This window comes from Hymenobacter qilianensis (genome assembly GCF_014489555.1).
GTDB lineage: Bacteria > Bacteroidota > Bacteroidia > Cytophagales > Hymenobacteraceae > Hymenobacter > Hymenobacter qilianensis.
In genome coordinates this window covers 2,188,922-2,202,453 of record NZ_CP060784.1, presented here as the reverse complement: position 1 = coordinate 2,202,453, position 13,532 = coordinate 2,188,922, and the positions used below count along the sequence as shown (strand labels likewise).

Below are 13,532 nucleotides of genomic sequence, written 5' to 3'. Positions count from 1 at the left end.
TGACAGATCCAAACGGTGCAGTCGCGCTGCTCCGCCGGTATTAGTATTAGATATTGTGAGCCATTTATGGGATTTGAACCCATGACCTCTTCCTTACCAAGGAAGTGCTCTACCACTGAGCTAAAACGGCTTGGTATAAATGCTTTTCATCTTCCAGGAGACTTACCACAACTAAGCATTGAGGCAAGACTAATAAAGGACAAAGAGCGGGAGACGAGGTTCGAACTCGCGACCTACAGCTTGGAAGGCTGTCGCTCTACCAACTGAGCTACTCCCGCGATATTAAGCTTAGAAATTCGAGAATTGAACTGTTGAGGAAAGTGGCCTAATAGCCACCGTTCTAACAATTCAATTCTCACATTCCTGAACTTACTCTGTGGGGAGAGAAGGATTCGAACCTTCGAAAGCTTACGCTAACAGAGTTACAGTCTGTCCCATTTGGCCGCTCTGGAACCTCCCCAAGTGTATTTTCTCTACCATTTATAGAGAAGATTTTCCCTTTTAAAACAACCATCCTAAGTGGTAGGGTGGCAAAAGGAGTTGCAAAATTAACGGCTTTCTGATGTAAGTCAAGCTCACGAGCGAAAAGCTTTCAATATTTTTTCTTTGTGTGGGGGCATTTTTCGAATATGCCCCCACGGCACTGTAGCGTAACAGCTAATTTTAAAGTCAATTGCCTGCCTGAGAGTCACAAAGGATTACCTTCTCTTTATTGAAGCAATGTATACATGGTCTTCAGGTTGGGGTCTTTTTCTTTTGTGCGAATGTCCTGAAGTGTTGTTTTTAGAGCTGGCATGCTGGAAACCATGGTGCTTAATGCCTTGTAGGCACCGAGCCGAACAATGTCACGCGAGTGTGAGCGGGCATAGCTTTCTAAGCGCTGCACTCCTTTATCGCGCTCCACAGGAGGCATTCGCAACATGAAAGTGGCAAAGTTCTGCAAGTAAGATTCGTATAGATCTTCGTCGCTTACTTCGCTCATGCGGCCCAAATACCATTGGTATTGATCAACGCTACCATTGAGGGCGTAGTAATTTGACAAAGCGCCTAATAAGCTGGGGCTGGCTTTTTCCTGAAGCTTGTTTATTTGTGCTCTCGATTCGATTGTGGGGCCTTGGCAAGAGCGTTGATAGCGGCACTAACCACCAGATTGGAGCTGTCAGCCAGAGCAACAGTGTATACAGACCCAAAATCCTCATTCTGAAAGGAGGATAGGCTTGCTAATGCAGCGGCCCGGACTTGGCTTTTCTTATCTGCAGTTGCTACACGTTGTAATTCCATTCGTACAGCATTTCCTTCCGGTCCTTTGTAGCGCCGGAGCGCTTCTGCTGCGGCTTGGCGCACGGCCCAAAAGCTATCATTCAGGGCGTTGCGCATCATCCCGCTCACCGCTAAGTCCGCGAGCTTTGGGCGCAGCTTTTCAATGGCTTCGTATTTCTGCAAGTAGTTGCGAGCGTGGTAGTACTGATAGAGCAACTCATCTTGCGTTAACTCCTCATCGATATCAGCTAATAATTGCCCCCAGAATCAAATTTCACCAAGGCAGGACGCTGACTGGCGGGTAAATGAAAGGTTTGGTTGGCTTTCGTGACCACGATTCGATGGTCGGTAGCTTGATTGTTTGCCCACGTTGTGATGGTAATGGGCAAACGGTAGATAGGCGAGAAGGTAGAATCCTGTAATTGCTGAACACGTAACGCAATTTGCCCCCCAGCATAGCTATGGGTAACGCGCAACTCAGGATGGCCCCGTTGTAGAAACCACTGATCGAAGAACCACATTAAGTCTTCGCCGGTCACGTCCTCGAACGCCGTACGCAACTCGGATAGCTCAACAGAAGTGTATTTGTGTTGGGTTAAATAACGATTCAGAGAAGCGAAAAAGGCTTCATCACCGACATGCTTGCGCAACATATGCAGCACCCGCCCGCCCTTATTATAGGAATGACGGTCAAACATATCTTCTTGGCTGGCATACTGATAGCGCACAAGTGGCTCTCGCTTACTTCTTGCTTCGTCTAAATATTGACCTAAGCTCTTCTGCTGTACTAAAGCGGCGGCATCAGCACCATACTTGTGCTCTGCCCACAGAAACTCCGAATAATCTGCAAACGACTCATTAAGCGGCAGATTGGCCCACGACTCGCTCGTGACATAATCGCCGAACCAGTGATGGAACAACTCGTGGGTGATGGTTGACTCGGCGTCGTAAGTCATATCCTGAATGTCGCGGGCCGAGCGCTGCACAATAGACTGTTCGAACGTAACCGCCGTCGTGTTTTCCATTGCTCCCGACACGAAATCATGCACGGCAATCTGGGAATACTTCTCCCACGGAAAGTCTACGCCGAGTTTCTGGGAGTAGAACTCCATCATTTCGGGCGTATTCCCGAATACTGCCTTGGCCGTGCTTTGATACTGTGGATCGACATAATAGTCCACTGTTTTGCCTCTCCAACTGTCGCTCACTACGGCAAAATTGCCGACGGCCATCATGGTCAGGTAAGGAGCTGCGGGCAACGACTGCTTCCATACATCGGTGCGGGTGCCGTCGGAGTTCTTTTTAGAAGAAATCAGCAGACCATTCGAGAGCGTTTTGTATTGCGCCTCTACCGTCATGGCAATTTCCTGCGTCATCCGCTGATTTGGCTTATCGATGGTCGGAAACCAGCATGAATTAGCCTCAGTTTCTCCTTGTGTCCAGATTTGCTTGGGCTTGTTTTTCTCGGTGCCCAGCGGATTCACGAAGTATAAGCCCTTGTCGGAAGTAATGGCTGCGCTGCCATTGGCAGGCAATTCGTTGGGCTTAGCGACGTAGCTGATGCGAATCAGGTACGTCTCAGAGCGCGTGTATTGACGATCCAAATTGATTGTCAGCTTACGCTTGTCGTAGCCATAAGTAAGCGTTTTGTCTTTATTGCCCGTAACCAAACGCACGTTTTTGATATCGAAACCTTTGGCGTCAAGTACAACTTGGTTCTGGGTATAGAAGTGCGGGCGTAGCGTGAGCAAAGCGGTGCCAAGCAACTGTTGTTTGGCCCAATCAAACCGTACATCGAGTTTCGTATCGAGTACGTCGGTGAGGATGGTAGCCGATGGCTGTACGGGGTTACTGGGGGGCAACCAGGAAGGCACTACTAAAGGGGCAACTGGAGCCGATTGGGCAGCTGGTGAGGCAGCAGCAGCAGAAGCTTTTTTGCTTGTAGCAGCCTTATTCGTCGCCGGCTTATTGGATTTCACCGCCTGAGCCGGAGCCCCGAAGTGACATGTAAGGACCAGGCTAAGAGCGCCGAGGACCGAGTATTTCATGCTGGGTGGCAATAAGGAAAGGATGGCTAAAGTTCCGAAATTATTTCAGATTTGGCCTATCTTTAAGCCCCTTTCCGTCTTTTACCGCCCCTCCCCTATGTTGCAAGTACGCACCGGACCCAATCAAGTATGGGACATTGAGTACCAGACCAACGGCTCTATTACCGTAGATAATGCGCCCTTTAATTGGGATGTGGTACCGCTGGGCGCCGGCCGCTACCACATACTATATGAAGGCCGCTCCTACTCTGCCGAGCTAATCACTATTGATTACGCCGCCAAAGCACTTCAGTTAAAGCTGAACAATCGAATCGTTGATTTGCAGGCCAAAGACCGCTTCGACTTGCTGCTCGATAAGCTAGGTATGAGCAATGCCGCGACTAGTAAAGTGCACGAATTAAAAGCGCCGATGCCTGGTCTGATTGTGGATATTCGGGTAGAGACCGGCCAAACGGTACAAAAGGGTGACCCGCTTCTGGTATTGGAAGCAATGAAAATGGAGAACATTCTAAAAGCGCCCAGCGACGTTACGATTGGTGCCATTAAAATAAATCTGCGCGATAACGTGCAGAAGGGACAAGTGCTCGTACAGTTCACATAAAGGCGTTTGGAATGGGTAGTAGAAGCTACCCATTTTTTAAGCATCTCATTCACCAACTTCCACCACTTTGAAGTACAAACGAATTCTGCTCAAGCTAAGCGGTGAGGCGCTGATGGGCCAACAGCAATACGGTATCGACGCCACTCGACTGATGCAGTATGCTGAAGAAATAAAGGCTGTGGCGGCTACGGGCACCCAGCTGGCAGTAGTAATCGGTGGCGGCAATATCTTCCGGGGCGTACAAGCCGAAACCTTTGGTCTCGACCGGGTGCAGGGCGATTATATGGGTATGCTGGCTACGGTCATCAACTCTATGGCCTTGCAGAGCGCCCTCGAAAAGCTTGAGGTGAACACTCGCCTGCTTTCCGGCCTTACTATTCAGCAGGTATGCGAGCCGTACATCCGGCGGCGGGCGCTACGGCACTTAGAAAAAGGCCGCGTAGTTATTTTTGGGGCTGGTATAGGCTCGCCTTACTTTACCACCGATTCGGCCGCTTCATTGCGCGCCATCGAGATTGAGGCCGACGTGGTACTAAAAGGTACGCGGGTAGACGGCATATACTCGGCCGACCCGGAGAAAGATCCTTCCGCTGTGCGCTTCCCCGAAATCTCATTCGATGAGGTGATAGAGAAGAACCTGAACGTGATGGACATGACTGCTTTCACGCTCTGCAAGGAAAATAACCTGCCTATCGTGGTATTTGACATGAACAAAACCGGCAACCTGCAGCGGCTGATCGACGGCGAGAACATCGGTACGCGGGTATCGATGGAAGGCGCTGGGGGGCAAATTCTGGAGGCCAAGCACAGCAGTCTACAGCCTAACCTGAATTTACCCGCGTAATATTCGCACACCTAAAATCATGCGTTCTGAATAGTGGCCACTGGATTAATCAGCAGCCCTCTTCAGCACTCAACTTTTAACTTTCAATATTTCCACAATGGACGAAGAAATTCAGTTTTATCTGAGCGAGGCGGAGGAATCGATGGGGAAGGCCCTGCAACACACCAACTTAGAGCTGAGTCGCATACGGGCTGGAAAGGCTTCACCGGCTATGCTGGAAGGCTTGCGCGTAGACTACTACGGTACGCCTACTCCTATTAGCCAAGTAGCGAATATTTCCGCTCCCGATGCTCGTTCGCTCTATATCAAAGCCTGGGAAAAAAACATTGTAGGTGAGATCGTAAAGGCCATCAAGAACAGTGACTTAGGTCTGAATCCTCAGTCAGATGCGGAAGGTGTTCGCCTGAACATTCCCCCGATGACAGAGGAGCGCCGCCGCGACCTAGTGAAGCAGGTGAAAAACGAATCGGAAGGCGGTAAGGTACGCATCCGGGGTATTCGTAAAGACGTGAACGAGTCGTTGCGTAAGCTACTGAAGGAAGGTGCGGCTGAAGACGCAGTGAAGGATGCCGAAGCTAAAGTTCAGAAAGCCACTGACAGCTACATCACCAAGATTGACGATCTGATGAGTAAGAAGGAAGCCGAGATCATGACAGTTTGATTTTTGTTTTCCTTCATCAAAAAAGCCCCCCAGACTAGTCTGGGGGCTTTTTTGATGTTACTGCCAATAACCGGCAGTCAGAATTCTTTTCTCTACTGAATCAGGAACTAGGTAGCGAATTGACTTGCCGCCTCGCACACAATCTCGGATAAACGTGGCAGAGATATCAAGCAAGGGAGCCTCTACTACGCGCACGCTGGGATGCGTTTTCAAGTTCGTGGAATCGACGTCGGGCCGGGGATACACATATACCTCGTGCTCGGCCAGAATACGGTCGGCCTGCTTCCAGCGCGGCAAATCAGGCAAATTGTCTTCGCCCATTAGCAGCACAAACCGATGCTGCGGATGAAGACGAACCAGCTCGTCGAGCGTATCGATGGTATAGCTGGGCTTAGGCATGTGCGCCTCAATATCGAGAGCCCGTAGCCGGTCATTGTCGGCAATTGCCAGCTCAACCAGCGCCAGCCGTTCTTCTTCGGGCAGCATTTCCTGGCCCACCTTAAATGGACTTTGGGGCGACACTACCAGCCATACCGCGTCCAGATCGGTGTGGGTAGCCATAAAATGCGCCAAAATGAGGTGGCCAGTATGAATAGGATTGAACGAGCCGAAAAGCAATCCTACCTTTTTATGCTCTCGCTCTGACGACGATGGGCCCGAAATCACAGAATGGCAGGTTCGGCCGTTATAAACTCACGTACCAGCTTTTGCGCTTGAGCCATGGCCTCATCAAGGTCGTCGTTGACGATGGTTACATCAAATCGGTCCTCAAACGTAAGCTCAAAGTTTGCCTTATACAGCCTGGCCGATATGCTGGCCGCTGAGTCGGTGGCACGCGATTTTAGTCGTTCTTCTAATACTTCCAGCGAGGGTGGTTTTACGAATACTGCTAATGCGCGGTCTTTGTAAAACTCTTTGATACTCAATCCACCTTTAACATCAACATCCAGGACGGCGTGCTTACCGCTCTCCCAGATGCGCTCAATTTCAGATTTGAGGGTACCATAAAAAGCCCCCTCATATACCTCTTCCCACTCGACAAACTCATCGTGGCGGATTTTCTCCTGAAATTCTTGAACGGAGATGAAATAATAGTCCTTGCCGTTGGCTTCAGTGCGACCGCGCCGATCGCGGGTGCAAGCCGAAATTGAAAAGCTTAGCTCTGGAACCCGCTCCAGCAGCCGATGGACTATAGTAGTTTTGCCGGCTCCGGAGGGGGCCGAAAACACGATGATTTTACCCTGCATGAAGCGAAATTAGGCCATTTCTGCCTGAACTCTCGCCATAATGGTGTGGGGAAGTGAAGAAGGGGCGCCCTTACGACCTACTTTCTCATTAAGGAAACCAACGAAAACCTGCTGTTTATCAATGCTATCGAAGCAAGGAGAGCAGTCTTCGGCGTGATGGATGAAATATTCTTCATCCTCCTCATTGGGATCCTGCCCCACGATAATTTGGTCGAGAATCGTGTTCACACGTTCGCAATCAGGACCAGAAGCGGCGACTTGCTGGTTGGGGGCTGTGGTAGAGGTAGTTTCCATAAGGGAGCCAGAAATATTGTTATTAATCTTCGTCTGTGAGGAGAGCGTCAGCGTCGTTTTCTTGTTCGTTGCCATAGCCCATTGATTTAGCGTATTTTTCTAATTTTTCTTTCAGGAAGTTACGAGCCCGGTGCAAACGAGAACGCACTGTACCGATAGGAATATCCAGCACCTTGGCCATTTCTTCATAAGTAAACCCTTCCAGATCACAGAGAATAATGACGGTGCGGAAATCTACGGGCAGCGAGTTGAGCGCGCTGGCTACCTCATCACCGATAAGGTCGCGCACAGACTGCTGCCGCATATCCGACGACGTGCTTCCCACGTCGCCCTCGGCTTCTACGTCTTCCGTATTGTAGTAACCCTCAATTTCGCTGTAGTCGACTTTGGCGGGTTGCTTACTCTTTTTTCGGAAGTCGTTGATGAACGAGTTTTTCAGGATGCGAAACAGCCACGCTTTCGCGTTGGTTCCCTGTTCGAAATACTCAAAGAACCGATAGGCCTTCAAATAGGTCTCCTGCACGAGGTCGTTGGCATCGTCTTCGTCGAGAGTAAGGCGGTAGGCAAAGTTGTAGAGCGGGTCGAGCACCGGCATCAGTTCGGCCTGAAACCGCCGGTCTTTTTCTTCCTTGCTCAGCTTGGGTACCCGTTCGGGAGAATCGCTCATGGAGGCTAAAAATTACGGCCGAATATCACCAAAAAAGGACAATCGGCCAAGAAACGTATACTACTATACCCGTTCGCTCAGGGAAGGTTCGCAACAGCCTCTTGGCTGTGTCGCTCACCAGCTACTACAAGAAAACTGTAAAGAAACACGAATAAGTTGAAGCCAATTTGTAGCTCCAACAGTGAATCAACCAGCATTCCGGTGCCCATTACGACCAGGAAATGTATCACGTACGGGTTTCTACGCAAACTAGGTTGCGCCAGCGGTCCAAGCAGAACCAGTAGCCAAAGAAATAATCCGATGACGCCCCCCCTACTAGGTAGTGTAAGTATTGATTATGAATCATAACGCGGTTAGCGGGCTCCAGCCCGTAGTCGCGCCATTCGTACTGGCGCATCATTTCCACGCGCACATCGGCAAGGCCCACGCCCACCCACGGCCGGAAAGTGGTAATTACACGGGCCGTTTCCCAGGCAGCAAAGCGCTGCGATACCGAAAAATCATTGATATCCTGATCGGCTGAAAACTGGGCTATATCGTAGGCCGTGCCCAGCACCCGGTAGCGGAAAGAGGTGAGAAAATTATAAGTCAGGAATGGCACAATGAACAGGAAGGCCAGCAAAATGCCCCCCAGCAGAAAGCGCCGCTGCCTAACAATGAGCAGCACTCCATTTACCAGTAAAGCGGCATACAGTACCAGCAGCCCCGTTCGATAAGCCAACACGTGCAGCGCAACAGCCGAAGAAATGCCCCCCAGAACCAGCAGCACCCGCGCTACTTTCCCCGCATACTTGCTACCACTCAACAACAGGCCGAAGTAAGCAGCTAAGGCCAGCATCAAGCCGAAATGAATGTGAAAAATGCCCGTTACGGAAGGCGTATTCTGGCCCATCATTATCAGTTCGTTATTAGCTAGCGGATTAAGCAAATAACGAACAACCGTAGCGCCGCCTATAAGTGCTGCCCCAGCCACGAACAAACAACCCACTGCATAGCGCTGACGGCCACTTAGCGGCACAGCCAGGGCAAAGGCCAGCGGCACCCCTATCAGCGGAAGCTGCCGATACATCTGGTGCCGCCAAACTGACCAGTCTTCAGTGTACAAGCTACTTACTACCAACAGCAGGTACAAAAGAGCCAAGCTCCAAGCTGCTTTATTACGTAGCCATTGCGCCAAAACCAGCCGTGCATTGGGGTTGGCTACGGCGGCGGCTACGCCTACCAGCGGGCTCAGGGCTACCAATGCCCGTGAAGCAAAAAGGCCGGATACTCCAGCTACACAAGCCAGCAACAACAGGTATTGCGATATGCGACCTTGTTGCCAGGCTTGACGCAAACTTGGCAATAGGGAAATAGGAGGAGCAGAATGAGAGATTAACGCCAAAATATCAGGATGCAGAAATAGCTAACGGTTGCCACCCCGAAATACGTGCCAACACCTGCGCCGGCTGAATTGCACGCACACAAGTGCACGCCGCGGGCTGCGTCCGGCAATCGGTGCAGTTGGGACGGTCGAACACGATGTACTCAGCATGAGGCCCGAGCGGCGCCCATCGCCCGGGGTCGGTAGGCCGCAGGGGCGGATAAATGCCTAACGCATGTCGGCCCAGCGCGGCGGCCAGATGCAACGGGCCCGTACTGGCCGCTACCAAGCCATCGGAGGCGTGAATGAAAGCTAGAAGCTGAGGCAGAGAGAGTTGTCCGGTTAAGTCTGCGGTCAGAGCGGCGGCATGGGCAGTCAGCCACGGGCGCAGCATTTCGCCGTCGGCAGCCGTTCCGGTAATGAATACGCGATGCCCGGCTTGGTGTAGTAGTTGAGCTAAGCTCCCGAAATGATCGAGGCCCCATTCGCGGGCACTGCCGCGCGAGCTGGGATGCAGGATAACATTGAGCTGCCCGGCTTTACGAGTCTGAAGAAGCTGTCTGAAATTGCCCCCCAATGGTTCTGCGGGCTGTAAATTGCTTAGTGTTGCTACTTCAGCTAAGGGCAAATTGGCTTTAGGCGCACCTAACGGACGCAGCAATTGCAGATTCAGCTGAGCTTCGTGCAAGGGGGAGTGACGGCGGCTCAGTGCTACCAGCCGATTGCAAGTCAGCCAATGAAACCAGCGGTTGCGCGTGCCGATACGTACCGCAATACCTGCTTGCCGGGCTAGCCGGGCCAGTGCTTTATTGGGAAAAACATGAATAATAGCGGCGGCTTCCTCTGCCCTTAGCAACGCAATTTGTGCATTGGGGGGCATTTTCAGCAGCTCATCTACATTGATAAACGCATCAACCTGCGGACAGGCCTCTGCCACGGCTTGTGTGTACGTGCGGCCGATCAGGACTACCCGACAGCCCGGAAATAAGCGCTTCAACTGCCCGCAAACGGGCAAGGTCAACACCACGTCACCAATGGCGTCGGTCCGGCTTACCAGAAAGGTTTTCATTTAGCAGGAGGTATCGATTGGGTGCGCAGCTTGGCGTATTTCAGAAAAACGCCCCCCGCAGAAATGCTGGCAATGCACAGGCCGGCAAAACCATCTAGAAAGCCCAGACGCAGAAAATAACCGTGCACGAACTTCCAGATGGGCTTCAGCAGTAAATGAAAAAGCGTAGCATTTTGCTTACCACGCAGAGTCAGCTCCTCGGCGGCAATGCTGGTGAAACGGTTGAGCTGCGCAATGTGCTGGGTCACCGAGTCGTAGGAGTAATGGAGTAAGTCGCCCGCTAAAATGCCCACATTTTGCCCCTCAGCCACCTCGTAGCGCTCGTGCAGGAGCAAGCCAGTCCAGCGGCCCAGGCGGCGGTCGTAGAGGCGCAGCTTGCGGTCGGGGTACCAGCCGCCGTGGCGCACCCAGGTGCCGCAATAGTTGGTGAGGCGAGCCAGGGTGTAGCCCGCGCCCTGCCAGTTCTGCTTTGCCGCCCGGATACTTTGGCGCAGCTCATCCGTCAGCACTTCGTCGGCATCGAGCTGAAGCACATAATCGAAGCGAGCCTGGGCCGTGGCAAAGTTCTTCTGCTCCACGTAGCCGGCAAAGGCATGCTGAATAACCCGCGCCTGGCGACTCTGGCAGATGCTTACCGTCGCATCAGTCGAGAAAGAGTCGACCACTACTACCTCGTCGGCTATGTCGCCGAGCGCGTCCAGGCAGCGGCCGATGTTGCGCTCTTCATTGAAAGTAATAATGACGACGGACAGGGAAACTGGCATGGGGGGCAAATATCCAGAATTAAGACCAGCTTCTTATTCTGATTTAGTAGCCCAAGTATATTATTGGCCTCAGTTTCGCAACCTATAATTACCACTTCATTTACTCCCTTCCCTATTCCACAGCTTTATCAGATCATGCTCATTACCCAACAGTCGCAGACGCAGCAAGAATACGGCACCGCCAAAGGTTGGCGCCTATTTATGTACATCTTGGCTCCGCCACTCATCATTTTATTTCTATCTCTGCCCTTCTGGATAGGATGGAATGAAAAGCAAATAGGCTTCAGCATTGGGTTTTCTGCTCTCATGATAGCAATGGCTGGCTTATTCATTTACGGTCTACTAGAAACCATCAAAGCCAGACATATTATCACCGCTGACAAGCTCATTTATGCGGGCGTATTCCGACGTAAAGAATTGCCACTAGCTAATATCAAAGGCTATCGGATTGATCAGCACTACATACGCGTCTTTCCAAAAAGTACATCTGATCCAAAGATTCAGATAGGCTATACCAGCGAGAATTATGCGGGGTTGCAGGAATGGTTCGCAGACCATTATCCCGATCTGGATATAGTAGAGCAGGAGCAAGAGGCCGCCCAAGCTTTGGAAGACCACGATTTGGGCCGGACACCAGCCGAGCGGCAAGAAACGCTGGAGAAGGCGCAACGCACGGCCAAATGGCTCAATATTGCTGGTGGCATAGTAGCCGTTTGGCTGCTATTTCGCCCCCAACCCTATCAGTGGGCTATGGCTGCCGGCTTGGTAGTACCCTTATTAGCTATAGTAGCCTCATGGATTCACCAAGGCGCCATAAGAGTTGATGGCAAGGAGAATAGTGTGTATCCTGGGCTAACCACGGCAATCACGGGGCCAGTGCTGATATTATTGGCACGTGTACTACTTGATTTTGAAATTCTGGAGTATGGCCCTCTATGGCCTCAGGCGGGCGGAGTAGCGCTTATTGTTGCGCTTATATTGCTTGTGGGGAGCCGCACTTTTCTCGCCCAGAATGAGTCGCGTATAAGCTTACTGTTTGCGATTCTGTTTATATCTGTCAGCTATGGGTTTGCCGGTACACTCGCTTACAATTGTGCTTTCGATGACGGTCAGGCTACTAAGTATGAGGCGCAGGTTCTCAGCAAACATGTGAGCAGCGGCAAAACCACTACATATTACTTGGAAGTTGCTCCCTGGGGACCGCGCACAACTAACGAAGACGTGACCGTTACTAAGGATTATTATAAGCAAACAGAGGTGGGCGACACCGTTAGTATATATGCTATGCCGGGCCAGCTAAAGGTGCCGTGGTTTACGGTTGATGAATAAAGGCGCAACAATAAAAAAGCCCCCAGACGATGTCTAAGGGGCTTTTTTATAATAATACCGAATTCTAGTAGCGGTACAGATCCGACTTGAACGGGCCTTCTACATCTACGCCGATGTACTGGGCCTGCTTAGGCTTCAGCTCATCCAGCTCCACACCGATTTTGGCCAGGTGCAGGTAAGCAACTTTCTCGTCGAGGTGTTTAGGCAGCGTATACACTTTGTTCTCGTACTGATCAGAGTGCTGCCACAACTCCAACTGCGCCAAGGTCTGGTTGGTGAACGAGTTCGACATCACAAACGAAGGGTGACCCGTAGCGCAGCCTAGGTTTACCAAGCGACCTTCAGCCAGAATGATAACCTCTTTGCCGTCGATGTTATACAGATCAACCTGCGGCTTCACGGTGTCTTTGGTGTGGCCGTATTTGCCGTTGAGCCAAGCCATATCGATTTCATCATCGAAGTGACCGATGTTGCAGACGATAGCCTTATCCTTCAGCGCGCGGAAATGCTCTTCCGTGATGATGTCGCAGTTGCCGGTAGCAGTTACTACGATGTCGGCCTCTTTGATAGCGTTCGACATTTTCTTCACCGCGTAGCCGTCCATGGCAGCTTGCAGGGCGCAGATCGGGTCAATTTCAGTAACGATAACCCGGGCACCAGCACCGCGCAACGAAGCAGCAGTACCTTTCCCTACGTCGCCGTAGCCAGCTACCACCGCAATTTTGCCGGCCATCATCACGTCAGTAGCCCGACGGATAGCGTCCACTGCTGACTCTTTGCAGCCGTACTTGTTGTCGAATTTCGACTTGGTTACGGAGTCATTGATGTTGAAAGCAGGCATTGGCAAGCTGCCGTTCTTAACCCGATCCAGGAGGCGCAGTACGCCAGTAGTAGTTTCTTCGGAAATACCTTTGATGCCAGCAGCCAGCTCAGGGAAGTTGTTGAGCACCATGTTGGTCAGGTCACCGCCGTCGTCCAGAATCATGTTCAGGGGCTGACGATCTTCACCGAAATACAGCGTCTGCTCGATGCACCAGTTGAATTCCTCCTCATTCATGCCCTTCCAGGCATATACCGGGATACCGGCAGCAGCAATAGCAGCGGCGGCGTGGTCCTGAGTCGAGAAGATATTGCACGATGACCAAGTAACGTCGGCACCAAGCGCGATAAGCGTCTCGATGAGTACGGCAGTCTGGATAGTCATGTGCAGGCAGCCAGCTATGCGGGCACCTTTCAGCGGCTGCGAAGCGCCAAACTCTTCGCGCAAAGCCATCAGGCCCGGCATTTCAGCCTCTGCCAAACGGATCTCCTTGCGGCCCCATTCGGCCAGCGACATGTCTTTTACTTTGTAAGGAACGTAGGTCGTATCAACCATGATATAGTGT

15 protein-coding genes and 3 tRNA genes are annotated in these 13,532 nt (G+C 51.5%); 4 read left to right on the top strand and 14 right to left on the bottom strand.

Going from position 1 to position 13,532, the window contains the following annotated elements:
• Positions 1-58 precede the first annotated feature (58 nt).
• The 6 genes from H9L05_RS10200 to H9L05_RS10175 all read right to left on the bottom strand — a co-directional run bounded on the left by H9L05_RS10200 (position 59) and on the right by H9L05_RS10175 (position 3,308).
• Positions 59-130: transfer RNA gene (locus H9L05_RS10200), tRNA-Thr, on the bottom strand.
• Between the two features lie 75 nt (positions 131-205).
• Positions 206-278, bottom strand: a tRNA-Gly gene (locus H9L05_RS10195).
• A gap of 99 nt (positions 279-377) precedes the next feature.
• A tRNA-Tyr gene (locus H9L05_RS10190) sits at positions 378-460 on the bottom strand.
• A 249-nt stretch (positions 461-709) separates the two neighbouring features.
• Positions 710-1,042: a hypothetical protein gene (locus tag H9L05_RS10185; RefSeq protein ID WP_187734059.1), complete on the bottom strand. Its 333-nt coding sequence runs from the start codon at positions 1,040-1,042 to the stop codon at positions 710-712.
• A 41-nt stretch (positions 1,043-1,083) separates the two neighbouring features.
• Complete coding sequence (locus H9L05_RS10180; protein WP_187734058.1) at positions 1,084-1,443, bottom strand: HEAT repeat domain-containing protein; 360 nt, start codon at positions 1,441-1,443, stop codon at positions 1,084-1,086.
• Between the two features lie 65 nt (positions 1,444-1,508).
• Positions 1,509-3,308 carry a M1 family metallopeptidase gene (locus H9L05_RS10175; protein WP_187734057.1) on the bottom strand — a complete coding sequence of 600 codons (1,800 nt, stop codon included), beginning with the start codon at positions 3,306-3,308 and terminating at the stop codon, positions 1,509-1,511.
• 97 nt (positions 3,309-3,405) lie between these two features.
• On the opposite strand from H9L05_RS10175, the gene H9L05_RS10170 reads away from it, so the two are divergent.
• From H9L05_RS10170 to frr, 3 genes are all read left to right on the top strand, one after another.
• Positions 3,406-3,909 carry a biotin/lipoyl-containing protein gene (locus tag H9L05_RS10170; protein WP_187734056.1) on the top strand — a complete coding sequence of 168 codons (504 nt, stop codon included), beginning with the start codon at positions 3,406-3,408 and terminating at the stop codon, positions 3,907-3,909.
• A gap of 67 nt (positions 3,910-3,976) precedes the next feature.
• Positions 3,977-4,753, top strand: a complete 777-nt coding sequence (pyrH, locus tag H9L05_RS10165) for a UMP kinase (RefSeq protein ID WP_187734055.1) — start codon at positions 3,977-3,979, stop codon at positions 4,751-4,753.
• 97 nt (positions 4,754-4,850) lie between these two features.
• Positions 4,851-5,414, top strand: coding sequence for a ribosome recycling factor (gene frr / locus H9L05_RS10160; RefSeq protein ID WP_187734054.1), 564 nt, complete (start codon positions 4,851-4,853; stop codon positions 5,412-5,414).
• Positions 5,415-5,471: 57 nt separating this feature from the next.
• Here frr and nadD read toward each other — a convergent pair whose 3' ends face one another.
• The 7 genes from nadD to H9L05_RS10125 form a co-directional block, all read right to left on the bottom strand.
• Positions 5,472-6,077 carry a nicotinate (nicotinamide) nucleotide adenylyltransferase gene (gene nadD, locus H9L05_RS10155; RefSeq protein ID WP_187734238.1) on the bottom strand — a complete coding sequence of 202 codons (606 nt, stop codon included), beginning with the start codon at positions 6,075-6,077 and terminating at the stop codon, positions 5,472-5,474.
• Entirely contained in the window at positions 6,077-6,661 is a 585-nt protein-coding gene (gene gmk / locus H9L05_RS10150) for a guanylate kinase (protein ID WP_187734053.1), read from the bottom strand. The genes nadD and gmk overlap by 1 nt, the downstream gene beginning before the upstream one ends.
• 9 nt (positions 6,662-6,670) lie before the next feature.
• A complete protein-coding gene (locus tag H9L05_RS10145) occupies positions 6,671-6,955 on the bottom strand; it encodes a hypothetical protein (RefSeq protein ID WP_187734052.1) in 285 nt (94 codons plus the stop codon).
• Positions 6,956-6,977: 22 nt separating this feature from the next.
• Positions 6,978-7,622, bottom strand: a complete 645-nt coding sequence (locus tag H9L05_RS10140; RefSeq protein WP_166073307.1) for a sigma-70 family RNA polymerase sigma factor — start codon at positions 7,620-7,622, stop codon at positions 6,978-6,980.
• Between the two features lie 226 nt (positions 7,623-7,848).
• A complete protein-coding gene (locus H9L05_RS10135; protein ID WP_187734051.1) occupies positions 7,849-8,958 on the bottom strand; it encodes an O-antigen ligase family protein in 1,110 nt (369 codons plus the stop codon).
• A 52-nt stretch (positions 8,959-9,010) separates the two neighbouring features.
• Positions 9,011-10,054, bottom strand: a complete 1,044-nt coding sequence (locus tag H9L05_RS10130; protein WP_187734050.1) for a glycosyltransferase family 9 protein — start codon at positions 10,052-10,054, stop codon at positions 9,011-9,013.
• A complete protein-coding gene (locus tag H9L05_RS10125; protein WP_187734049.1) occupies positions 10,051-10,818 on the bottom strand; it encodes a glycosyltransferase family 2 protein in 768 nt (255 codons plus the stop codon). Before H9L05_RS10125 ends, H9L05_RS10130 begins: the two co-directional genes overlap by 4 nt.
• 135 nt (positions 10,819-10,953) lie before the next feature.
• Between H9L05_RS10125 and H9L05_RS10120 the strand changes: the two genes are divergently transcribed.
• Positions 10,954-12,147, top strand: coding sequence for a hypothetical protein (locus tag H9L05_RS10120; protein WP_187734048.1), 1,194 nt, complete (start codon positions 10,954-10,956; stop codon positions 12,145-12,147).
• A gap of 64 nt (positions 12,148-12,211) precedes the next feature.
• Here the strand turns inward: H9L05_RS10120 and ahcY are convergent, their stop codons facing one another.
• A complete protein-coding gene (gene ahcY / locus H9L05_RS10115; protein WP_187734047.1) occupies positions 12,212-13,522 on the bottom strand; it encodes an adenosylhomocysteinase in 1,311 nt (436 codons plus the stop codon).
• Positions 13,523-13,532: the final 10 nt, after the last annotated feature.

Excerpts from the sequence above, each read along its gene's own strand:
- H9L05_RS10170 (WP_187734056.1), top strand. The coding sequence starts at position 3,406 with ATGTTGCAAGTACGCACCGGACCCAATCAAGTATGGGACATTGAGTAC.
- gmk (WP_187734053.1), bottom strand. The coding sequence starts at position 6,661 with ATGCAGGGTAAAATCATCGTGTTTTCGGCCCCCTCCGGAGCCGGCAAA.
- H9L05_RS10120 (WP_187734048.1), top strand. The coding sequence starts at position 10,954 with ATGCTCATTACCCAACAGTCGCAGACGCAGCAAGAATACGGCACCGCC.
- H9L05_RS10145 (WP_187734052.1), bottom strand. The coding sequence starts at position 6,955 with ATGGAAACTACCTCTACCACAGCCCCCAACCAGCAAGTCGCCGCTTCT.
- frr (WP_187734054.1), top strand. The coding sequence starts at position 4,851 with ATGGACGAAGAAATTCAGTTTTATCTGAGCGAGGCGGAGGAATCGATG.
- H9L05_RS10125 (WP_187734049.1), bottom strand. The coding sequence starts at position 10,818 with ATGCCAGTTTCCCTGTCCGTCGTCATTATTACTTTCAATGAAGAGCGC.
- H9L05_RS10140 (WP_166073307.1), bottom strand. The coding sequence starts at position 7,622 with ATGAGCGATTCTCCCGAACGGGTACCCAAGCTGAGCAAGGAAGAAAAA.
- ahcY (WP_187734047.1), bottom strand. The coding sequence starts at position 13,522 with ATGGTTGATACGACCTACGTTCCTTACAAAGTAAAAGACATGTCGCTG.
- H9L05_RS10130 (WP_187734050.1), bottom strand. The coding sequence starts at position 10,054 with ATGAAAACCTTTCTGGTAAGCCGGACCGACGCCATTGGTGACGTGGTG.
- H9L05_RS10175 (WP_187734057.1), bottom strand. The coding sequence starts at position 3,308 with ATGAAATACTCGGTCCTCGGCGCTCTTAGCCTGGTCCTTACATGTCAC.